This is a genomic window from Bradyrhizobium sp. SZCCHNRI3043, assembly GCF_032377735.1.
Lineage (GTDB): Bacteria > Pseudomonadota > Alphaproteobacteria > Rhizobiales > Xanthobacteraceae > Bradyrhizobium.
Genome location: NZ_JAUHID010000013.1, coordinates 152,207 through 173,972, shown reverse-complemented (window position 1 = coordinate 173,972; position 21,766 = coordinate 152,207). Strand labels below are relative to the sequence as shown.

The following is a 21,766-nucleotide window of genomic DNA, read 5'->3' as shown; positions in this document are numbered from 1 at the left end:
GATGCAGTCATGGCTCGAAATTGCACCGCGCCGAGCCCTCTCACCCCCCTAATTCGGATTCTTGCCCAGCCTCGACGAGCGCGCAACCCATGTTCTTCGGATCGCTTCTGGCCCGTCACGACCTTCCCGGTCGATGCCGGCGATGTCTGCGCTGGAGGCCACATCGAAGCTAATCGTGGAATGGTCGGCAGACAGCTCTTGACCAAAGTGGAACCGGCAGCCGTTATTGCGCAAGGCGATGGAGTTCGGTCGATCGGATGATGAACAGATGAAGCTGGTGAGGGTGACGCTGGTCGCGGCGTTCATGCTTGGGAGCATGCAACCGGGTCATGCCGCCGTGCGCATTGTTTTTGATCAGGGCGGACGGATTGGAACCTATGTCGACAGGTTCAAACTTTTACGCGACTTCGGCGCGTCCGTCATCATCGACGGAATCTGCGCCGGCGCCTGCACGCTCGTGCTGGCGTACATTCCCCACGACAGCATCTGCGTGACCCCAAGAGCCGTATTCGGCTTCAGGGTCGCGGACAATCCTGGGCCCGATGGGAAGGCTATTCCCAACCCTGAAGCCACGCAGATGCTCTATGATCGTTACCCACCCGCGGTCAGGCAATGGATTACGCGGCACGGCGGCATGACCGCGCGCGCGATCTACCTTCGCGGCCGGCAACTCCAAGCGCTGTACCGGCCCTGCACCACCGATGTCGAAGGTGGACGCAGCCAGCCACGGTAGCCGGTGCCCACGGATGATGCTGCGCCGGGTCACCATGCGAGGAGACCACTCAAGTGTTGTTTGGTTCAAATACAGTCTCTGAAGCCGAGCCGCTCCTGAGTTGCTAGAGCGCTGTAAACGCGCCGGTGATCTTGACGGCTTTACGCCTCAACGTCAGCTTGCGCTTTATCGGCGATATTTCGGGCTCACCTCGTGAAGCTGCCATATCTGCTTCGGACCATATCGGACCTTCCCGTCTGCGGGGCAGGTCCGTTCTTACGGTCGAATCGGAAGCAGGCGGTCGGGCGCGTGGACGGCGCGTTTTGACCCATTGCTGACCTTGAGAAGTCTTGGCATCGTGTCGCGATTACTAGCGATCAGGGTGCGAATATGCGTACATTGAAGATGACAGAGCTCGGCGCGCTTTACTTGATTGCTGCTTGTCTTTTATTCGACCGAGCAGAGGCATGCGCGGTGGCGAGCGCACAGACTGGCGTGCTCTTTGACCATATCCCTGCGGAGGTCGATGCGCCTGTCATCGTAGAGGTGACGATCGTCGGCAGAGAGGCCGATATCAGTTCTCAGAAATACGGCCGGTTGGCTGTGATGGATGCTCGGGTCGAAAGGGTTGTCAAGGGAACACCCGATCTTGACGCGTTGAAGATTGTTACGTCCATCAGCACCTGTACCCGAATTGGCGTCGGACATGGTTTTGTTGCCGGTGCGATTGATCACGATGCCCGGATCGGCCTCGAGCTGATTGCGATACAGCGACCCTATCAAACCCTAACGCAAAGACGATGAACTCGACCCGGCTTATCGAAATGTGCTTCGAGAGGCTTCCTTTCCCATTCACCGCGCCGACGTGAGCTTCGTTCAGCGACGTTGGCATTCATGCAATCTTTACTTGTATTCCGGACAACTCCGCTGAAATGCCCTCAGAGTCCTTGCGCCGAAGGCGCCGGAGTTTTGACTTACCCTATGAGCCTCGTATGACATCTATTGGCCCGAGAGCCCTTTTTGGGATTCTGCTGTCTTCGTTGATAGCTGGATGCGATCTCAATCCTCAACTCCGTCCAGTGCCCGTGCCAGCCGACCAGGCGGCGTTTCAGAGTGCGTGGAACGCTGGCCGCAGCTACAGTACTCTCACCAACTCGTCCAGCTACGATGGTCGTGTGGAAGAGCAAATGCCAAGAGATCTGCGTAATTGGACCGGGAAGGTGCTCATCAAGAAGACGGTGCGCGGCAAGGTCGAGTTATTTGTAGTACAGGTCGCCGATCAAGTTGCCGTCGTCGCCTACAACGTCGATCCGGCGCTTCGCGCTGATCTGGCAGATCGAGACAACTACGTTCAATTCAGCGGAGTTCGACCGGAACACCCGTCGCCAACATTTCATTCGGACGAGCTACAGATCTCCGGAATATGGGTACTTTTCGAAATGAGACTGGACAAGGTCTCAGTCCCTAATCACCGGCAGGGACAAGGCATATGAAAAATCCTTCAGAGCACGTTTCCAATGTTGGCGAAGGCGGATTTCACGCGTAGCTTTTGGCCCATGCCGGACCTTACACTCGTCGCCCGCGATGTCGGATCCCGAGGGGGAAACCGGACGTATTCCTTCGGATGAGCGAAAGGCCGCTGTTGACTCAGAGGGACATCGCGGCAAATTTCATCTGGGCCGTGGGCGGATGATGCGAATTTCTTATCGTGATATAGAAAGCAGGATAGCGGAGCCGCCGGCGTGGTTTCATGACGGGGTACCTCGCTATCTGCCGTTTGGGCCTCGTGAACTTTCGGTCTATAATTGTGTGTCTGTGCTGGCTCGCGTCGCCTGCCAAGTGTGCAACAGACCATTTCTTGTCGGCATCGTTCCCAAGTCTCAAGACGTCCAAGAACTGGCGAATGACCCGGGCGTGCTGAACAACCTCTCCGATGATCCGCCATTTCACGATCACGAAGCCGGGCAGTGCGACGGTTTGGCTATGACGTGGATCCTTCGAGAGTTGGTGGAAGTGTGGGCGCGCGGTCCTCAAGGAGGCGATTTCGTGCGTCGACACGAGTTCGAACGCACCCTGCCTCCAGACTTTTTCGATCATTGATTCTACCCTCACGCTTCGCTCCCCCGTTCTGCGAATTATGGGGACAGTGCACTTTCCTGAGGGACGGCGATCGTCCAGGGCCGAGGTCGAACCGGCCGACCCCAAGTTCCCTGAACTTGACCAGAAGCGGCGGAACATTCCGGGTTGACACCGGTTCGCCCAAGTTCCAGTGCGCTTGGAGCCGCCACGCGTTTTCTCAAGGGGTCCGCTGATGTCATCGTCCGATGTGGTCAGGAGTGCTCACGATCGCCGTCAGCGAAGGCTGCTGATCGTGCTGGCTCTGGGATTTGTCGCCTTTGGCGCCGCCGCGGCTGGCCTGTTCTACGTCTTGCAGCCCGAGACTCTCCGGATCGCCGTCGGACCGGCGGGGAGCGACGACCACAAGGTGGTCCAGGCGATGGCCGACGCCTTCGGTGAGGAAAGCAGGACCGTCCGGCTCTCCCCGATCACGACCGGCGGAGCGGCTGAATCCCTGGCCCTGCTGGCCGCCGACAAAACCGATCTGGCGGTCGGCCGCGGCGACCTCGGCATGCCGCCCGATGCGCAAACACTGGCGGTCCTGCGCAAGAACTATGTCGTGCTGTGGTCGCCCTCCGGGCGACGCGGCAACGAGCCCAAGCAGAAGGCCAGCGGCAAGATCGCAGATATCGCCCATCTGGCAGGTCACAAGGTCGGCATCATCGGGCGGACCGGAGCAAACGTCGCAGTGCTCCAGACCATTCTGGAGGGCTCCGGCGTGCAGCCCGATAAGGTTGCCACGGCTCAATTCGGGACAGACGAGATCGAGAAGCTTGCGCAAGACCCCACCCTCGATGCGTATCTCGCCGTCGGTCCGCTCGACAGCAAGATCACGGTGGACGCGATCACCGCGACCTCCCGGGCACGCGGAGCACCCACGTTTCTTCCGATCGAAGCATCGGAGGCCATTGCCCTGAAGCATCCGCGCTACGAGGCCGAGGAAATTCCAGCCAGCGTCTTCAACGCGAAACCGGCCTGGCCGGAGGACAAGGTCGACACGATCAGCGTCAATCACCTGATCCTGGCCAAGAAGGGGCTCTCCGAAGCCAAGGCGGCGGCCTTCTACCGGCAGCTTTTCGCGGTCCGCGACACGATCACGCAAGGCCTCGCCGGCGCTTCGCACATCATGAAACCCGACACGGAGAAGGAGACCGAGCCTTCCGTGCATCGAGGCGCCGCGGCGGTGATCAACGGCACGGAGCGAACCTTTCTGGACAAGTACAGCGACTACTTCTGGTTCGCCTTGCTCGTTCTTTCCGGCATCGGTTCGGCCGCCGAATGGCTGCGCCGCTATCTGAACCGGGATGAACTGGAGGACAACACCAGCGGCCGCAACCGCATTCTTGCGGCGGTGTCGGAGGTGCGCAATGCCGGCTCGGAACACGATCTGCTGACCTGGCAACGGGAGGTCGACGGGATCATCGCCGAGACCCTCAAGGGCTATGACGATGGAGCCATCGAACAGGAGGACTTGGCGGCATTCGGCCTCGTCCTCGAACTCTTCAACCATGCCGTCGCCGAAAGGCGAGCGACGCTGCAGAGCGGCGCCTCCGATCAATCATGGACGACAGGTCCAACCCTCGCCTCTCGGCGATAGGCTCGGCTCATGAGGAGGAGATTTCGTGAGTCGACACCAGTTCGAACGGACCTTGCCACCGGACTTTTCCGATGTTCTGGACGGAGGACGCCGCGTGGCGAGCGCGTAGCAGCGTCCGCAAACAGCCATCGGGCGCGACGGATCGACGCCAGTGCGATGCCGCCGCGCCGTTCAGTCGATGATGCCCGGCCCTTCGGTCATCGCGCGCGCAACGCCCTCCTTCATCTGCTTCACCACCTCCGGCGCGTGCCCCTGCCACAGGACGACCTCGGCAATGACGCGCAGCGGCGCGCGGGATCGATGAGACCGCGTCGGATTTCCCGGGAACTTCTTGTCCGTCAGGTTCGGGTCGTCAACGAACGGACCGGTGGGCTCGACGACGTAGATCCGTCCCCGTCCGTCACCGGCAGCCAACTCGGCGCCCCAGATTGCCGCGTCCAGCGTGGCCGTGAAGTAGACCCAGGACAGCGGCTCCGCGTCGGTGAAATTGGAGACATATCCGACCGCGATCATGTCGCCCGGCCGCAAATCGGCTCGCGTGCCGTGAAAGAAGGATTGTGCAAACACGGTCGCAACAGATGACATCGGTGACCTCGATGGGTTTCCAGCACTCGTCATCTGTCGCGGAGCGGCAGTCGAATGCAAATGATCGTTTCGTCGGTTGAAGACTCTGTCGGCGAGCTACCCGCCTCTCTCGTTCCGCCACCTAGCTAGTCCACCAGCGCCGCGTGGCCTGGCACGTCTCCAGCGCCCGCTGATAGCCGGCACGGGCGCGCAGCCGCGTCATGTACGCCTGCACCGTATCCCCGAATACGACACCGGCGTTCTTCCGCGCCATCTCGAGCGCGTAGCCTACGGAGATGTCCGCCGCGGTGAACGCATCGCCGGCCATGTAGGGCCCGCGCTCCAGCTGTCGCGTCACCAGGCTCAATCGGGTCGTGAACACGTTCATCGCCTGACGCGCGCTCCAGTTGTTGCGCTCGCTTTCAGGCGCAAGGTGCCGGGCTCCCGAAACGAAATAAAGCGAGGCTGCGAGGCCGGCCTCACCGAGGTGGAGAAACTGCTGGTAGGCAGGAAAAGCAACATCATGTGCCGCGGGCGCCAGCGCTGTCGGCCCATACCGCCCCAGGATGTACTCCATGATCGCAACGGACTCGACCATCGTGACATCGCCATCGCGGATCGCCGGAATGAATCCGGCGGGATTGATCGCCAGGAACTCGGCGTCGTTCTCGACCCCGGCCAGGAGGTCCACGTCCCGAAGCCGGTATGGGAGTTCCATCTCTTCCAGCAGCCATACGACGCGGAAGCCTCTGCCCTCTCCGAACACCGTGATCATCGTTCGCAACCTCCTCCGTTGTCCGCTCCCAGGACGGCCCTCCGTTCGTCAGCCCGACATGCGGCCGGAGATTTTCTCAGCGGCTCCTCGAACTCCGGCTTGGCGCAGCACATCATGATCAGACTCGAAGATGAAAAGACGCACTAAAGATGTCGGCGGCTAGCCCATCCCAAACCGTCCAAACAGGTGGGAGCACAGCCCGCTTTCAGGTCTGAAGCAGAAGCAGGCGACCAAGGCCCTCAATGGCTGCATTTGACCCGCAGCGGGCATCCTAAGCCTACGAAACGAGCTGGGATCAGCGGCTCGAAAGTGTTTGGATAGCCCGCCACGCTGCCTTTCGAACGTGACCGTCGACGTCCGAGGACAGCTGTGACAACACTGGTAGAATGTCAGGGACTGAAAACTTCTCGGCTAACTCGCAAGCCCATTGCCGGTGTCGGGCAAGCTCATCAACTTGGAATGCATCGAAAAGCGTTCGCCAATGGGCAGAGTGGGCTCGCTGCCGCAGGACCCAAGCAGCTTCGCGCCGAATTTCATTTTCCGAGGCGTCGTTGTAGATGCGAAACACCGTCGGAAAATCTGCATCGACCCAGGTTGTACCCAGCGTGCGAATAGCGGTTTGCCGTGTCGCTTTGGATGGATTTGCCAGTAGAGCTACCACAAGCTCGTGCGCCTCTTGCAACTCCCATTGTGCGACGACTTCACACGCTGTGCGCACAACGTATTCTGATGGATCACGGAGAGCCCTCAAAATGATAGAGCGCAACTCGCGCCCATGTGGGTGACGTCCGATTGCATCAATAGCCGCCCGTCGTTCAAATTGATCTTCGAGTCCGGCTGCGTTGGCCAGTGCCTTTAGTGCCGCCGCACCTTCTTGCAAGGCGAGTTTGCGTATGACTTGGTGGGTAGTCGGCGGGTGCGCGCCGGAGGGCGAATTGCAGGACACGACAGCGTTCCAATGTAGGATTGTTCTACTGTTGCACCAAGCGGGGCAGTTCTGCAATTGGCCCAACGCGGACTTTTCAGCCGACGCTGGCGACGTCGGCTCGCAGACATTAACTGGAAAAGGCCGGTGAAGGGACCAAGGAATCAAGCTCAGCCGGCCGGAACGATCGCCCGGTCCGTCAGCCAGCCAAGTCCCTCCGCGGTCGTCGCCCGCGGCTTGTATTCGCAGCCGATCCAGCCGGGATAGCCGATCGCATCGAGGTGGCGGAACAGGAAGGCGTAGTTGATCTCGCCGGTGCCGGGCTCGTGGCGGCCCGGATTGTCGGCGAGCTGGATGTGCGCGATGCGGGCGAGATGCTTCTGCATCGTGCGGGCCAGATCGCCCTCCATGATCTGCATGTGGTAGATGTCGTACTGGACGAACAGATTGTCGGACTCGACCTCCGAGATCAGCTGCAGCGCCTGGGCGGTGCGGTTGAGGACAAAGCCGGGAATGTCGAACGTGTTGATCGGCTCGATCAAGAGCTTGATCCCCTGCGCTTTCAGCGCGGTTGCGGCAAAGCGCAGGTTGCGGACCAGCACCTGGTTGAGCTCGCGCGGGTCGGCATCATCAGGCGCTATCCCGACGAGGCAGTTGACCTGGCGGCAGTCGAGCGCCCGCGCGTATTCGATGGCGCGACGAACGCCGTCGCGGAATTCGTCGACGCGATCCGGCAGGATCGCGATGCCGCGCTCGCCCGCGGCCCAATTGCCGGCGGGCAGATTGTGCAACACCTGCGTCAGCCCGTGGCGCGTCAGCTGCTCGCGCAGCTCCGCCTTGTCGAAATCATACGGGAACAGATACTCGACGCCGCTGAAGCCAGCCGCCTTGGCGGCGGCAAAGCGGTCGACGAACGGAAGCTCGTTGAAGAGCATCGTAAGATTCGCAGCAAAGCGCGGCATGTCATGGTCCTCGAATTGGTCCTCGAATGAGAGCGGTCGCTGCGATCAGGCCGGCTGCAAGGTGCGCGGCGGCTCGGCCGGGGTGTCGTCGACCGGCAGGTCGAGCACCTCCTCGAATTCGACGACGTTGTCGATCTCGGTCCCCATCGCAATGTTGGTGACGCGTTCGAGCACGAACTCGACCACGACAGGCACCTGGTATTCCGCCATCCATTCGCGCGCGGTCGCGAACGCAGCCTGCGCCTGGCGCGGGTCGGTGACGCGGATCGCCTTGCAGCCGAGGCCCTGCGCGACCGCGACGTGGTCGACGCCATAGCCGCCGACCTCCGGCGCGTTGATGTTCTCGAACGAGAGCTGCACCTGATAGTCCATCGAGAAGCCGCGTTGCGCCTGACGTATGAGGCCGAGATAGGCATTGTTCACGACGACGTGGATGTAAGGCAGGTTGAACTGGGCGCCAACCGCGAGCTCCTCGATCAGGAACTGGAAGTCGTAGTCGCCGGAGAGCGCGACGATCTCGCGCCTGGGATCGGCGGCGCGGACGCCGAGCGCGGCCGGCAGGGTCCAGCCGAGCGGCCCCGCCTGCCCCGCATTGATCCAGTGGCGCGGATGGTTGACGCTGAGGAACTGCGCGCCGCCGATCTGCGACAGGCCGATGACGCTGACATAGCAGGTGTCGCGGCCGAACGCCTTGTTCATCTCGTGATAGACGCGCTGCGGCTTGATCGGCACCTGGTCGAAATCGCTGCGCCGGAGCATCGTGCGCTTGCGATCCTGGCACGCCGCCGGCCACGCCTGCCGTTCGCGCAGCTTGCCAGCCTTGCGCCACTCGCGCGCGACGGTGATGAACATCTCCAGCGCCGCCTTCGCATCCGAGACGATGCCGAGGTCGGGGTTGAACACGCGGCCGATCTGGGTCGGCTCGATGTCGACATGCACGAAGCTGCGCCCTTTCGTGTAGGTCTCGATCGATCCGGTGTGCCGGTTGGCCCAGCGATTGCCGATGCCGAGGACGAAATCGGACTCCAGGAAATTGGCATTGCCGTAGCGATGGCTGGTCTGCAGGCCGACCATGCCGGCCATCAGCAAATGATCGTCGGGAATGGCGCCCCAACCCATCAGGGTCGGCACGACCGGCACGTTGACGGTCTCGGCGAACGCGACCAGCAGATCGCTGGCATCGGCATTGATGACGCCGCCGCCGGCGACGATCAACGGGCGCTCGGCGGCGTTGAGCATCTCGATCGCCTTTTCGATCTGCTTGCGGGTTGCGGCGGGCTTGTAGACCGGCAGCGGCGCATAGGTCTCGTCGTCGAACTCGATCTCGGCGAGCTGCACGTCGAGCGGCAGGTCGATCAGCACCGGCCCCGGCCGGCCCGAGCGCATGATGTGGAAGGCCTGGCTGAACACGCGCGGCACGAGCCCTGGCTCGCGCACCGTCACCGCCCATTTGGTCACGGGCTTGGCGATCTGCTCGATGTCGACGGCCTGGAAATCCTCCTTGTAGAGTCGCGCGCGCGGCGCCTGCCCGGTGATGCAGAGGATCGGGATCGAATCCGCAATCGCCGCATAGAGCCCGGTGATCATGTCGGTGCCGGCGGGGCCCGAGGTTCCGATGCACACGCCGATGTTGCCGGCCTTGGCGCGGGTGTAGCCCTCGGCCATATGAGAGGCGCCCTCGACGTGGCGGGCGAGAATGTGGCGGATCGATCCACGCCGCTGCAGCGCGGAATAGAGCGGATTGATTGCGGCTCCGGGAACGCCGAAGGCGCAGGTGACGCCTTCCTTCTCCAAGATACGCACCGCAGCATCGATCGCCCGCATCTTCGCCATCTCGCGCCTCCCTCTGGTTGAGGCGCAAGCATCGCTGCTGACAGCTGCGATCTCAATTCACTCGTCGATTTTTCCCACGATGCGGCACGCTCGGCAAAACAGCGGCGGCCTCAGTTAGTTAGGACAGAAGTCAGCTGACATGTCCTAACAGCATGACGGCTCGATCACGCTATTCGAACAGCGGCGCGAGCTCCATCTGCGGCACCAGCACGAGGCCCTTGTCGGTGATACGAATTTCCGGAATGACCGATAGGGGAATCAGATTGAAGCCCATGTAGGGAATGGTGCAGCCCGCCTCCACCCATTCGGTCTTCAAAAGCTTGACCTCATCGGCGACCTCGGTGACGCGCTTGTCCGACAGCAGGCCTGCGATCGGCAGCGGCACCATCGCCCTCACCTTGCCATCGGCAACGACGCAGACACCGCCCTGGTGCGCGCCGATCGCGGCGACGGCCGCCTGCATGTCCGCTTCGTTGGTGCCGGCGACGATGATGTTGTGGCTGTCATGGCCGACGCTGGACGCGACGGCGCCGCGCTTCAGGCCGAAATCCTTCAAGAGCCCATGCGCCACATTGCCAGCCGACTTGCCGTGGCGCTCGATCACCGCGACGAAACAGAGCCCATGGCGCGCGAACAGCGTTTCCCAATCGTTCGCCGGCTCGATCGCGACCTTGTCATGGATCAGCGTGATGCCCGGCAGCGCCGTCTTGATCGCATTCACGGTGCACGCCTTGGTCGGCAGCTCCGGCGTCAGTTTCATCTGCGCCGGCAGCTTCACCGTGGCATAGGCGGCCTTCGGATACTGATAGCGCTGCGACAGCGCCTGATCGAGACGCGGCGTGATCCTGCCCTTGTCGACGACGAGCTCGCCGCCATACCAGGTCGTTTGCGGCTTGAGGCCGTCGTCGAGCAAAACCAGATCGGCGCGGCGGCCGCCGCCGAGGCCGCCGATCTCGCCATCCATCGCAAAGCGCGTCGCGCCGTGCAGCGAGCCCATCGACCACGCCTGCTCCGGCGACATCCCCGCCTTCACCGCCTCGCGCACCACCCAGTCGAGTCCAAACAGCATGAGATCGTCGGCATCGCGATCGTCGGTGCACACCGCCGTGCGCTTGTGCGAGGCGCCGAGCTCGGTGATGGTGCGGATCGCCTGCGGCAGGCTGTGCCACGGGGTCGTGGGCGGACCACCGCGCAGGAAGATCCAGACGCCGGCATCCAGGAGATCATCGGCGATGTCGCGGTCGATCGCCTCATGCGTGTCGGTGACACCGCTCGCGGCGTAGGCGGCGACGAATTCGCGGCCATAGACATGCCCGGACACCGGCCGTCCGCGCTGCAAAGCCGCCGCAAGGATGGCGTGGCTGCGCTCGTCGCCCATGCAGACCGGCACGAAATCCATCTTCTCGCCAAGCGCGACCGCCTCGGGCCAGCGGTCGAACAGGCCGGCGATCTTGTCCGGCGTGAGGTCGCCGCCCGCGGTTTCCAGCGCCGCCGAGGTCGCCGGCACGGTCGAGGGCACGGTGAGGAAGATCGACAGCGGCGCCTGCCGCGCATCCTCCAGCATCGCCTCGACGCCGGCGACGTCCATGACGTTGCCGATCTCGTGGCTGTCGCAGAAGATCGTCGTGGTGCCGTTGAGCAGCGCGGCCTCCGCATAGGCGCAGGCCGTCACCATCGAGGATTCGATGTGGATGTGCGGATCGACCAGCCCCGGCGCGATGATGCCGCCGGCCGCGTCATGGAGCGCGAAACCGCTGCCGAGCGCCTTGTGGGCACCGGCCGGCTTCACCGCCGCGACCCGCCCGCCGGTGATCCACAGTTCGCGCGAGGGGTGGATGCGCTCCGAATAGGTCGAAAGCACGCGCGCGCCGGTGATCACGAGATCGGGCGCAACGCGGCCCGAAGCGACATCGGCGAGGCGCCGCGTCATCGTGTGCAGAGGGGCGACCGAGAAGCGGGTGAGTTTGGTCATGGCACGAACTCGCTGGACGTGTTGGGCGATGCACCGCGATGGTTGCGCGATGCACGCGTCCCGGCAAGCCCAAATAGATCGGCAGCCCTGACCACGGCTTGAGCAGCGGGTGAATAGCCCCCTCGTCCCTCCCCTCGAAATATCCGCGCCTCCATTGTCCTCGGAGACGGACCGCAACATCGGATTGCCCAACGCTCGAGCCGACGAGCCAGGGAGCTCGACAGCAACTCAGGCCGGGCCGAAGCGTCCTTACGGACGCTCCTTCACAACGCGGCAATGCTCACTGCTGCTACGGCGCGCAGACGCAGTTGCAGCCGGCTGCCGTGAGCGTCATGTGCGCCTTGTTGCCTTTGGTGCAATGGTCTTGCGTAAGGACGCAATGAGGTCCACGCGGGGAGGCACGCTTGACGGCTGTGCAAGTCCCCGGGCCCGGGGCCTGGGCGAATGCCGATTCGGAGACAAATAACAGGCCGAGGGCCAAGGCACCGATGATCGGAATGCTCCCGCCCCTCCTTCGCCGATGCCACGCAGTCAAGTCGTCGCCGTGGTTGGCTGACCGCGATTTCGTCCGCACATGAGTGGCCATATCAAGCTCCCTTCGTTTGCAAGGCCTTCATAATCAGGCCGCGGCTTCAGAACGTTGGCCGGCTTCAGGGCGAACAACATTTGTCATCGCCCGACACTCCAGCTTTGCGGGACGGTCGCACCGACGCCGCTTAGCCTAGTAAGTGCAACGGCAACTTTAAATTACATTTATTAGCATAATATCATAGAGATTGCATATCGGCAACGAGCAGAAGCGCGAAATCGCTCAACGGCACGCGAGGAAAGGGTTGAGCTGAATTTTGGACAGAAGGCGCCCCAAGCGACGAACGAGGGAATCATTCCGGTGATGGTGCACTCACCCCTCCGCCCGTGCGTTGGAGTCAGTTGCACTGTCATCGAAACGTTGCACCCTGCCGAAACGTCCTGTTACCGAAACGTTCCGGCCGGCGGCGTCACGCCGCCGAGCGCCGCCGTGAGCTCGGCCGCGACATCCCGCACCATTGCTCCGATCACAGCCACCCGCTCATCGGTCAGCCGGCTCGCCAGGCCCGAGACCGAGATCGCCGCCAACGGCTCGCGGCAGGAATCGTGGACGACGGCGGCGATGCAGCGCAGGCCGATGCGGGCCTCCTCGTCGTCGACGGCGTAGCCCTGCCGCCGGATCGTATCCAGTTCGCGGAACAGGTCGCTGGCGCGGATGATGGACTTCTCGGTCAGGCGCGGCATGCCCTGGCGGTGGATGATGCCGTTGACGTCGTCGTCGGAATAGGTCGCGAGCACGGCCTTGCCCATGCCGGAGGCGACCATCGCCAGCCGGCCGCCGACCTTGGTCAGCGAGCGCATGATCTCGCGGCTCTCCAGCCGCATCAGCACCATCAGCGATTCATCGTCGACGACGGCGAGATTGGCGGTCTCGCGCGACTGGTCGCGCAGCCGGCGCAGATAGGGAATCGCCAGCGCCACGAAATTGCGCCGGCGCGTGAAGGTCGCGCCGACGGCGAAGCTCTGCGCGCCGACGTGCCATTTCGACTCCATGCGGTCGAACTGCACGAAGCGGCGCTTTTCCAGCGTCGTCAGCAATCGATGGACGGTGGAGGTCGACAAGCCCGCACGCACAGCGAGATCGCTGAGGCGATAGCCTTCATCGTCCTCGGCGAGAATCTCAAGGATCTGCAGGGCGCGTCCGACGGATTGCACGCCGCCGTCGCGGGGCTCGGCCGCGGCATCTGCGCGGGACTCAATCGTCTTGCGACGGATCACGTGGCGCCTCTTTGCACCGTCATCGAAGGCGGCGCCGTTGCAGGACGGACGGATCTTGCTTGGGTATGCCTACAAAGAAAGTGCCGCTCCGGCGAGGGGCCGGAGCGGCATTCGCGTCAGATCAATCAGAGCAGGCCGGCGCCGCGCGCCCACTTGTACTTGGCCCCTAACACCTCGACCGGCAGCTCGGTCGAATAGGCGTAGGCCGGGATGCCGTTCTGGTAGAGATATTCGGCGGCTTCCTCGACCTCGACGTCGCCGGCGAGCGAGGCGACGATCGGCTTGACGAAGCCCTTCGCCTCCATCTCCTTCTTCACCTCGACCATGTTGCGGGCGAACACCATCGGCGGGGTCACGATCGTGTGCCAGTAGCCAAGGATCAGCGCGTGGATGCGGTCGTCCGACAGGCCGAGCTTGACCGTGTTCACATAGGTGATCGGCGGCTCGCCACCGGTGATGTCGACCGGGTTGCCGGCGGCACCGAACGGCGGGATGAACTTGCGGAACGCGGCATCGAGATCCGCGGGCATCGCCATCAGCGACATGCCGTTGTCGACCACGGCGTCGGACAGCAGCACGCCCGATCCGCCGGCGCCGGTGATGATGACGACGTTCTCACCCTTCGGCGTCGGCAGCACCGGCACGCCGCGGGCGAACTCGAGCAGCTGGCGCAGCGAGCGGGCCCGGATGACGCCCGACTGCTTCAGCACGTCCTCGTAGATCTTGTCGTTGCCGGCGAGCGCGCCGGTGTGCGACGAGGCGGCCTTGGCGCCAGCCGAGGTGCGGCCGGCCTTGAGCACGATGACCGGCTTCTTCTTGGAGACGCGCTTGGCGGCTTCGGCGAAGGCGCGGCCGTCCTTGAGGTCCTCGCAGTGCTGGGCGATCAAATTGGTGTTGGGGTCCTGCTCGAAGAAGGCGAGCAGATCGTCCTCGTCGATATCGGACTTGTTGCCGAGGCCGACGATCGCCGAGACGCCCATCTTGGCCGAGCGCGAGAAGCCGATGATCGCCATGCCGATGCCGCCCGACTGCGACGACAGCGCCGCATGACCCTTGACGTCATAGGCGGTGCAGAAGGTCGCGCAGAGATTGGCCGGCGTGTAGTAGAAGCCGTAGATGTTCGGCCCCATCAGGCGGACGTTGTACTTCTTGCCGATCTCGACGATCTCGGCCTGCAGCTCGGGCTCGTTGGCTTCGGCAAAGCCCGAGGGAATCAGCACCGCGCCGGGGATCTGCTTCTCGCCGCATTCGATCAACGCGCCGGCGACGAACTTGGCGGGGATCGCGAACACCGCGGTGTCGATCACGCCGGCGACGTCCTTGACGCTCTTATAGGCCTTGTAGCCGAGGATCTCGGACGCCTTGGGGTGGATCGGATAGATCTCGCCCTTGTAGCCGCCATTGATCAGGTTCTTCATCACCGAGTTGCCGATCTTGCCGTCCTCGGCGGAGGCGCCGATCACGGCGATCGCCTTCGGCATCATGATCCGCTTCATCGCGGTGACGATTTCCTCGTTCGAGCGCGGCGCCGGACGCGGCTTGTAGTCGAAATCGACGACGATGCGGACGTCGGCTGCGATCGCGCCGTTCTTGGTCGCGAACACCGGGTTGAGGTCGAGCTCGACGATCTCCGGGAAATCGCTGACCAGCTGCGACACCTTGACGATCACGTCGGACAGCGCCTCGCGGCTGACCGCGTCGCCACCGCGCACGCCCTTCAGCATCTCATGCGCCTGGATGCCGTCGAGCATCGACAGTGCGTCTTCCTTGGTGGCGGGGGCGAGGCGGAATGTCACATCCTTCAGCACCTCGACCAGCACGCCGCCGAGGCCGAAGGCCACCAGCTTGCCGAACGATCCGTCGGTGATCGAACCGACGATCACCTCGGTCCCGCCGGTCAGCATCTGCTGTACCTGGATGCCTTCGATCTTGGCGTCGGCCTTGTACTTCTTCGCATTCGCGAGAATGGTCTCATACGCCTTCTGCGCGTCGTCAGCGGTCTTGACGCCAACGATGACGCCGCCCGCCTCGGTCTTATGCAGGATGTCGGGCGATACGATCTTCATGACGACCGGGAAACCCATGTCGCCGGCCAGCTTGGCCGCCTCGGCGGCGGATTTGGCCAATCCCTCCTTCGGCACCGGAATGCCATAGGCGTCGCAGACCACCTTGCCTTCGGGGGCGGTGAGGCTGGTGCGCTTGTCGGCCTTCACCCGATCGAGCACTTCGCGGATCGTGGCCTTGGCGTTCGGGATGGCGTCAGACATTGGGGGCTTCCTCCTGGGGACTGGTCGTCGTTTATGGCATTTGGTATGCCAGAAGCAAACTTTGTCAAGCGCATCGAAGATGTGGAAACGCGGAAAAATCGGTCGCCTTGACAGTCTGGCATCTGGCATGCCAAAAATATTGGACGCAAAATGCTGTACACAGGCATCTCCCAAGGAGAGGAGATCGGTCTTGTCTACAGAGAAAACAAACAAGGCATTGCCCATCATGGCCGAGGCCGACATCGCGATCACTCGCATCGCCCCGGAGACGAGCTTCAAGAATAAGGCCTACGAGGCCTTGAAAGAAGCCATTCTCAAGATGGACATCTACGCGTCGCCCGAGCCGGTGATGCTCGACGAGCGCGCTCTGTCCGAGCGCCTCGGTGTCAGCCGCACGCCCATCCGCGAAGCGATCGCGATGTTGGAGCAGGACGGCTTCGTGAAGACCGTGCCGCGTCGTGGCATCGTCGTGGTGCGCCGGACCAAGATCGAAATCGTCGACATGATCCGCGCCTGGGCGGCGCTGGAGAGCATGGCGGCGCGCCTGATCACGACGATCGCGCGCAAGAAGGACATCAGCGCGCTGCGCGACTACTTCAAGGATTTCGGCAAGGACCGCCCGCCGCAGGAGCACATCGAGGAATATTCGAAGGCGAACATCGCGTTTCATCAGGCGCTGATCTCGCTGTCGGAATCGCCCGTGCTCGTCGACATGACCAACGACATCCTCCTTCACGTGCGCGGCTATCGCCAGCTCACGATCGGGCGCACCGATCGAATCGCAGCGTCCCTGCCCGAGCATCTGGCGATCATCGAGGCGCTGGAGGAACGCAACACCGAGCTCGCCGAAAAGCGCGCCCGTGATCATACGCTGGGCCTCGCGACCTATGTCGAGACGCACGGCCAGGAACTATTCAGCTGACAGGTTCAAACAGAAGAAGACGCCGCAAAGCGCCTTCACAGACGACCAGGGAGAGAGGCGCATGGCGCAGACTGCTGTTAAGACCGAGGCACCGGACACGCACGAGGAGCTCACGGACGGCTTTCATCTCGTCATCGACGCGATGAAGCTGAACGGGATCGACACGATCTACAACGTGCCGGGCATTCCGATCACCGACCTCGGTCGTATGGCGCAGGCTGAAGGCATTCGCGTGCTCTCCTTCCGTCACGAGCAGAACGCCGGCTATGCCGCCGCGATCGCCGGCTTCCTCACCAAGAAGCCGGGCGTGTGCCTCACGGTCTCGGCTCCCGGCTTTCTCAACGGCCTCACGGCGCTGGCGCACGCCACCACCAACTGCTTCCCGATGATCCTGGTCTCCGGCTCGTCGGAGCGCGAGATCGTCGACCTGCAGCAGGGCGACTACGAAGAGATGGATCAGCTCGCGATCGCCAAGCCGCTGTGCAAGGCGGCGTTCCGCGTTCTGCACGCCCAGGACATCGGCATCGGCTTCGCCCGCGCGATCCGTGCCGCCGTCTCGGGCCGCCCCGGCGGCGTCTATCTCGACCTGCCGGCAAAACTGTTCGGCCAGGTGATGAATGCGCAGGCCGGCGCAGCCTCGCTGGTCAAGGTGATCGATCCGGCTCCGGCGCAGATCCCCTCCCCCGACTCGGTCAAGCGCGCGCTCGATCTGTTGAAGAACGCGAAGCGCCCGCTGATCATCCTCGGCAAGGGCGCTGCCTATGCCCAGGCCGACGAGGCGATCAAGACCTTCGTCGAGAAGAGCGGCGCGCCGTTCCTGCCGATGAGCATGGCCAAGGGCCTCTTGCCCGACCTGCATCCGCAATGCGCCGGCGCGGCGCGCTCGACGGTGCTGAAGGACGCCGACGTCGTCATGCTGATCGGGGCCCGCCTCAACTGGCTCTTGTCGCACGGCAAGGGCAAGAGCTGGGGCGAGCTACCTAAGAAGTTCATCCAGGTCGACATCGAGCCGAAGGAGATGGACTCCAACGTCGAGATCGCCGCCCCCGTGGTCGGCGACATCGGCTCGGTCGTCACGGCCTTCTCCGAGGCGATGGGCAGCAACTGGGCCAAGGCACCGGTCGAGTGGACCTCTTCGGTGCAGAAGAAGCGCGAGGACAACGTCGCCAAGATGGCGCCGCGGCTGATGAACAACAACTCGCCGATGGACTATCACGGCGCGCTCGGCGTGCTCCGCACCATCATCAAGGAGCGTCCGGACGCGATCCTGGTCAACGAGGGCGCCAACACGCTCGACCTCGCCCGCGGCGTGATCGACATGTACCAGCCGCGCAAGCGCCTCGACGTCGGCACCTGGGGCGTCATGGGCATCGGCATGGGCTCGGCCATCGCCGCCGCGGTCGAGACCGGTAAGCCGGTGCTGGCGATCGAGGGCGACAGCGCCTTCGGCTTCTCCGGCATGGAGGTCGAGACGATCTGCCGCTACAATCTTCCGATCTGCGTCGTCATCTTCAACAATGACGGCATCTATCGCGGCACCGACCAGAACTCGGCGGGCGACGATCCGGCGACCACCGTATTCGTCAAGGGCGCCCGCTACGACAAGATGATGGAAGCCTTCGGCGGCGTCGGCGTCAACGCGACCTCGCCAGACGAGCTGAAGCGCGCCGTCAACGAAGCGATGGATTCCGGCAAGCCGACCTTGATCAATGCCGTGATCGATCCTGCAGCCGGATCCGAGAGCGGCCGTATCGGCAACCTCAATCCGCAGAGCGTGCTGACGAAGAAGAAGTAAGGCCACCCGCAAGACATCACCTGCCCGCCGATGCGGGATGACCAATCGTTACGGAGAGCAACACATGACCAAGGCGCTCGAGGGCGTTCGCATTCTCGATTTCACCCACGTCCAGTCCGGACCGACCTGCACCCAGCTGCTGGCCTGGTTCGGCGCCGACGTGATCAAGGTCGAGCGGCCGGGCGTGGGTGACATCACCCGCGGCCAGCTCCAGGACATTCCCAACGTGGACAGCCTCTATTTCACGATGCTGAACCACAACAAGCGGTCGATTACGCTCGACACCAAGAACCCCAAGGGCAAGGAGGTTCTGACCGAGCTGATCAAGAAGTGCGACGTGCTGGTCGAGAATTTCGGCCCCGGCGTGCTCGATCGCATGGGCTTCCCCTGGGAGAAGATCCAGGCGATCAACCCGAAGATGATCGTCGCCTCGATCAAGGGCTTTGGCCCTGGCCCCTACGAGGATTGCAAGGTCTACGAGAACGTCGCCCAGTGCACCGGCGGCGCCGCCTCGACCACCGGCTTCCGTGACGGCCTGCCGCTGGTCACCGGCGCGCAGATCGGCGATTCCGGCACCGGCCTGCACCTCGCGCTCGGCATCGTCACCGCGCTCTATCAGCGCACCCACTCCGGCAAGGGCCAGCGCGTCACCGCCGCGATGCAGGACGGCGTGCTCAACCTCTGCCGCGTCAAGCTGCGCGACCAGCAGCGCCTCGACCACGGTCCGCTCAAGGAATACAGCCAGTTCGGCGAGGGCGTGCCGTTCGGCGATGCCGTGCCGCGCGCCGGCAATGATTCCGGCGGTGGCCAGCCGGGCCGCATCTTGAAGTGCAAGGGCTGGGAGACCGACCCGAACGCCTACATCTACTTCATCACCCAGGCCCCGGTCTGGGAGAAGATCTGCGACGTGATCGGCGAGCCGACCTGGAAGACCGATCCGAACTACGCCAAGCCCGCCGCCCGCCTGCCGCGCCTGAACGAGATCTTCGGCCGGATCGAGCAGTGGACCATGACCAAGACCAAGTTCGAGGCCATGGACATCTTGAACGAGTTCGACATCCCCTGCGGCCCGATCCTGTCGATGAAGGAAATCGCCGAGGACGAGTCGCTGCGCAAGACCGGCACCCTGGTCGAGGTCGACCATCCGACCCGCGGCAAGTATCTCTCGGTCGGCAACCCGATCAAGCTGTCGGACAGCCCGGCCGACGTCACCCGCTCGCCGCTGCTCGGCGAGCACACCGACGAGGTCCTGCGCCAGGTGCTGGGCTTCAGCGACCACCAGGTCGCCGAAATCCACGACTCCGGCGCGCTCGATCCGCCGCGCAAGGAAGCCGCGGAGTAAAGGACGGACGCGGCGCGAACGCCGCACGTATGCGTTCCATCGACTCAAAGCCGCCGGCATCGCCCGGCGGCTTTTTGACTTTTGCGGTGAAAGATTGATGTCTCTTCCGCAGACACCGGCGGGGACCTTGGTCTCGGCCTGCGCTGCGGATCACCATTACGGGCCACGGCCGGCCTCAGGGTGAAGCGGACATGACGCATGTCGCCGACGTTTCGACCGTATAACCCAGAGCTGACCTTGGTCGCGACTTCATGTTAGTCTCGTGCGATCGAACACATTGCCAGACCCTCGGGCACGCTTGCAGACTGGCCGTGTCGGGCAATTCTGCCCCTTCTTTGCCGAAAAGCGAATTATGCGACATGTCGACAATGCGCGGCTGAAACAGCGCGCGAAACTCGTGGACGCCCAGCCGTCAGAGAGAGAATACATCCATTCTACACTACAGAACCGAGACCTACCGGCCAGGGAAAAAATTGAGCAAACACTATTGAACTTAGCCACCGCGCTTGGGCGAACGGTCGTAAGCCGAATCACGATCCGGGACGGCACGACCATGTATTCAGTTGATGGTTCGGCCTACCAGCGAGGTGCAAACGCTATCCTTGAGCTTTCGCGGGCGATCGTAGAATCTCTGGGCCAATGAACACCGGGTGCACTGTTAGCGAAACCATCGACTTCCGAAATGAAAGCGAGACGTCCGTTGAGGAGCCCTCCCAGTGGCCCATTGGTTTCAAAAAGGCTGGCTGCTCATTTCCCTGATGTCCGCCGTGCTTTCAGCGCCGACCGGCGTTGCACGTGCTCTGGACGACGCGAGTGACCGCGAGAGCTATGACCGTGCGGTCTCCTATTGCCGATCGATCTGGCCGCCGAGAGCCATGACGCTGAGCCCGGACAAGCGCATCATGTGTTTCGACACGACGATGCTTCCAGAAGTCGACGTATCACTGACGAAAGCACTCGAGCTTGGTGGGCTCTTCGTCATCCGCAGCACCGGCGGGAGGGAAGACAAAGCCCTCGAACTCGCCGATCTCATTCGCGAGCGGCATGCGACCGTTGTCGTCTATGACTACTGCTTCTCGGCCTGCGCCGAATTCATCATCACCGCTCCCGACCAAACTTACGTGCTCAAGGACGCCCTCGTTCTCTGGCATAATCCCCAAAGCAGCGACCCGGCCCATCCCTATTGTGCATTCCTCAAGACACCACGCGACGGCGGTCCGAGGGGCTTGCGGCGTGGACCATGTCGCGAGGGAAGCGACACCGTCGAATACTCATCGGCGCGCCAAGCTCGGTTTCTTTGGGAGAGAGCCATCGATCCCTCGTCTGTGATGCCGCCCGACAGCATCTACGTGAGACGAAGAGTGGCCAGCCTCTACGCAGAGACAGGGGTGGATCACGATATCCTATGGACGCTCAACCCGAGATATTACCCGCGTCTCTTTAAGGCAAACATCGTCTTTGAAGCCTATCCACAAAGTCGGGAAGAGGTCGATGCGGTCGCGGCCCGATTGGGCATCACGGCGAAGATCATCTACGATCCATGAGCGCCGCAAGTGCCTGTCGGTCGGCAAAGCGGTCAAGCTGTCGGACAGCCCCATCACCTGCCGAATATTCCGCCCACCACGCGATGCATCGCGCCGCCGATCGCGCCGATCGGACCTCCCACATTCCGCTGATGTCGCGCGCGTCCCGTGCTGCGACGGGCCTGGCGGTCGGATTTGGCAGCCTCGGTGGCCGCGTCCATCAGCGCCTTGTGCTGGGCAGCATTGAGGAAGCCGGTCGCGGGGTAGCCGCGCTCCTCCTGCCAATGGGCAAGGGCGGCGCGGGTCGAATCGTCGAACGTCCCGTTGATCTTGGTGCCGAACCCGAGCCGGGTCAGCCCTCGTTGCACGGCGCGACGCTTCGCCTTGGTGAGGCCGATCTGATTCTCGGCCTGCTGATTGGCGTCCTGGGCAGCGATCACGGTATCGGCGGGTGCCGACGCTTCACGAGGTGTGCTGCTCAGACCAGCGTGAGCGACCTGCGCGCTTCCGGCGATCGCCAGGATGGACAGTGCCAGGATCAAGGCGCGCATGGCCTTTCCTTCGCCCTCAGGTCTGCTGATGATACGTTTCGAGGAATACAGCGCGACGGACTGAACGATCAACATCCGGCGGCGCCACTCCGCTTCATTGCA

At 63.1% G+C, this 21,766-nt stretch carries 18 protein-coding genes; 9 read left to right on the top strand and 9 right to left on the bottom strand.

What is annotated here, in order from left to right; genetic code table 11:
* The first annotated feature begins 226 nt into the window (after window positions 1-226).
* The 5 genes from QX124_RS23385 (at window position 227) to QX124_RS23365 (ending at window position 4,427) form a co-directional block, all read left to right on the top strand.
* Window positions 227-733, top strand: a complete 507-nt coding sequence (locus QX124_RS23385) for a hypothetical protein (RefSeq protein ID WP_315798393.1) — start codon at window positions 227-229, stop codon at window positions 731-733.
* A gap of 369 nt (window positions 734-1,102) precedes the next feature.
* Window positions 1,103-1,516, top strand: a complete 414-nt coding sequence (locus QX124_RS23380; RefSeq protein WP_315798392.1) for a hypothetical protein — start codon at window positions 1,103-1,105, stop codon at window positions 1,514-1,516.
* Window positions 1,517-1,704: 188 nt separating this feature from the next.
* Window positions 1,705-2,205 carry a hypothetical protein gene (locus QX124_RS23375; protein WP_315798391.1) on the top strand — a complete coding sequence of 167 codons (501 nt, stop codon included), beginning with the start codon at window positions 1,705-1,707 and terminating at the stop codon, window positions 2,203-2,205.
* 91 nt (window positions 2,206-2,296) lie between these two features.
* Window positions 2,297-2,812 carry a hypothetical protein gene (locus QX124_RS23370; protein ID WP_315798390.1) on the top strand — a complete coding sequence of 172 codons (516 nt, stop codon included), beginning with the start codon at window positions 2,297-2,299 and terminating at the stop codon, window positions 2,810-2,812.
* Between the two features lie 211 nt (window positions 2,813-3,023).
* The gene (locus QX124_RS23365; RefSeq protein ID WP_315798389.1) at window positions 3,024-4,427 is read left to right on the top strand and encodes an ABC transporter substrate-binding protein; all 1,404 of its coding nucleotides are present in this window, start codon (window positions 3,024-3,026) and stop codon (window positions 4,425-4,427) included.
* A 171-nt stretch (window positions 4,428-4,598) separates the two neighbouring features.
* Here QX124_RS23365 and arr read toward each other — a convergent pair whose 3' ends face one another.
* The 8 genes from arr to QX124_RS23330 all read right to left on the bottom strand — a co-directional run bounded on the left by arr (window position 4,599) and on the right by QX124_RS23330 (window position 15,531).
* The gene (gene arr / locus QX124_RS23360; RefSeq protein ID WP_315798388.1) at window positions 4,599-5,012 is read right to left on the bottom strand and encodes an NAD(+)--rifampin ADP-ribosyltransferase; all 414 of its coding nucleotides are present in this window, start codon (window positions 5,010-5,012) and stop codon (window positions 4,599-4,601) included.
* A gap of 121 nt (window positions 5,013-5,133) precedes the next feature.
* Window positions 5,134-5,766, bottom strand: a complete 633-nt coding sequence (locus QX124_RS23355; RefSeq protein ID WP_315770439.1) for a glutathione S-transferase family protein — start codon at window positions 5,764-5,766, stop codon at window positions 5,134-5,136.
* Window positions 5,767-6,061: 295 nt separating this feature from the next.
* On the bottom strand, window positions 6,062-6,712 hold the full coding sequence (locus QX124_RS31930; RefSeq protein WP_409997737.1) for a HEAT repeat domain-containing protein: 651 nt from the start codon (window positions 6,710-6,712) through the stop codon (window positions 6,062-6,064).
* Between the two features lie 149 nt (window positions 6,713-6,861).
* The gene (gene hyi / locus QX124_RS23350; RefSeq protein ID WP_315770440.1) at window positions 6,862-7,653 is read right to left on the bottom strand and encodes a hydroxypyruvate isomerase; all 792 of its coding nucleotides are present in this window, start codon (window positions 7,651-7,653) and stop codon (window positions 6,862-6,864) included.
* 45 nt (window positions 7,654-7,698) lie between these two features.
* Window positions 7,699-9,486 (bottom strand): glyoxylate carboligase, encoded by a 1,788-nt coding sequence (gcl, locus tag QX124_RS23345; RefSeq protein WP_315798387.1) that lies wholly within the window; start codon window positions 9,484-9,486, stop codon window positions 7,699-7,701.
* Between the two features lie 169 nt (window positions 9,487-9,655).
* Window positions 9,656-11,458, bottom strand: coding sequence for an adenine deaminase (locus tag QX124_RS23340; RefSeq protein ID WP_315770442.1), 1,803 nt, complete (start codon window positions 11,456-11,458; stop codon window positions 9,656-9,658).
* A gap of 972 nt (window positions 11,459-12,430) precedes the next feature.
* Window positions 12,431-13,264, bottom strand: coding sequence for an IclR family transcriptional regulator (locus QX124_RS23335; RefSeq protein ID WP_315785212.1), 834 nt, complete (start codon window positions 13,262-13,264; stop codon window positions 12,431-12,433).
* A gap of 125 nt (window positions 13,265-13,389) precedes the next feature.
* Window positions 13,390-15,531 carry an acetate--CoA ligase family protein gene (locus tag QX124_RS23330; RefSeq protein ID WP_315739805.1) on the bottom strand — a complete coding sequence of 714 codons (2,142 nt, stop codon included), beginning with the start codon at window positions 15,529-15,531 and terminating at the stop codon, window positions 13,390-13,392.
* Window positions 15,532-15,757: 226 nt separating this feature from the next.
* Between QX124_RS23330 and QX124_RS23325 the strand changes: the two genes are divergently transcribed.
* The 4 genes from QX124_RS23325 (at window position 15,758) to QX124_RS23310 (ending at window position 21,134) form a co-directional block, all read left to right on the top strand.
* Window positions 15,758-16,453 carry a GntR family transcriptional regulator gene (locus tag QX124_RS23325; protein ID WP_409997740.1) on the top strand — a complete coding sequence of 232 codons (696 nt, stop codon included), beginning with the start codon at window positions 15,758-15,760 and terminating at the stop codon, window positions 16,451-16,453.
* 61 nt (window positions 16,454-16,514) lie between these two features.
* A complete protein-coding gene (oxc, locus tag QX124_RS23320; RefSeq protein ID WP_315739806.1) occupies window positions 16,515-18,248 on the top strand; it encodes an oxalyl-CoA decarboxylase in 1,734 nt (577 codons plus the stop codon).
* A 64-nt stretch (window positions 18,249-18,312) separates the two neighbouring features.
* Window positions 18,313-19,590 (top strand): formyl-CoA transferase, encoded by a 1,278-nt coding sequence (gene frc, locus QX124_RS23315; protein ID WP_315739807.1) that lies wholly within the window; start codon window positions 18,313-18,315, stop codon window positions 19,588-19,590.
* A gap of 716 nt (window positions 19,591-20,306) precedes the next feature.
* On the top strand, window positions 20,307-21,134 hold the full coding sequence (locus QX124_RS23310; protein WP_315798386.1) for a hypothetical protein: 828 nt from the start codon (window positions 20,307-20,309) through the stop codon (window positions 21,132-21,134).
* A gap of 53 nt (window positions 21,135-21,187) precedes the next feature.
* Here QX124_RS23310 and QX124_RS23305 read toward each other — a convergent pair whose 3' ends face one another.
* Window positions 21,188-21,664 carry a peptidoglycan-binding domain-containing protein gene (locus QX124_RS23305; RefSeq protein WP_315756575.1) on the bottom strand — a complete coding sequence of 159 codons (477 nt, stop codon included), beginning with the start codon at window positions 21,662-21,664 and terminating at the stop codon, window positions 21,188-21,190.
* Between the last annotated feature and the right edge of the window lie 102 nt (window positions 21,665-21,766).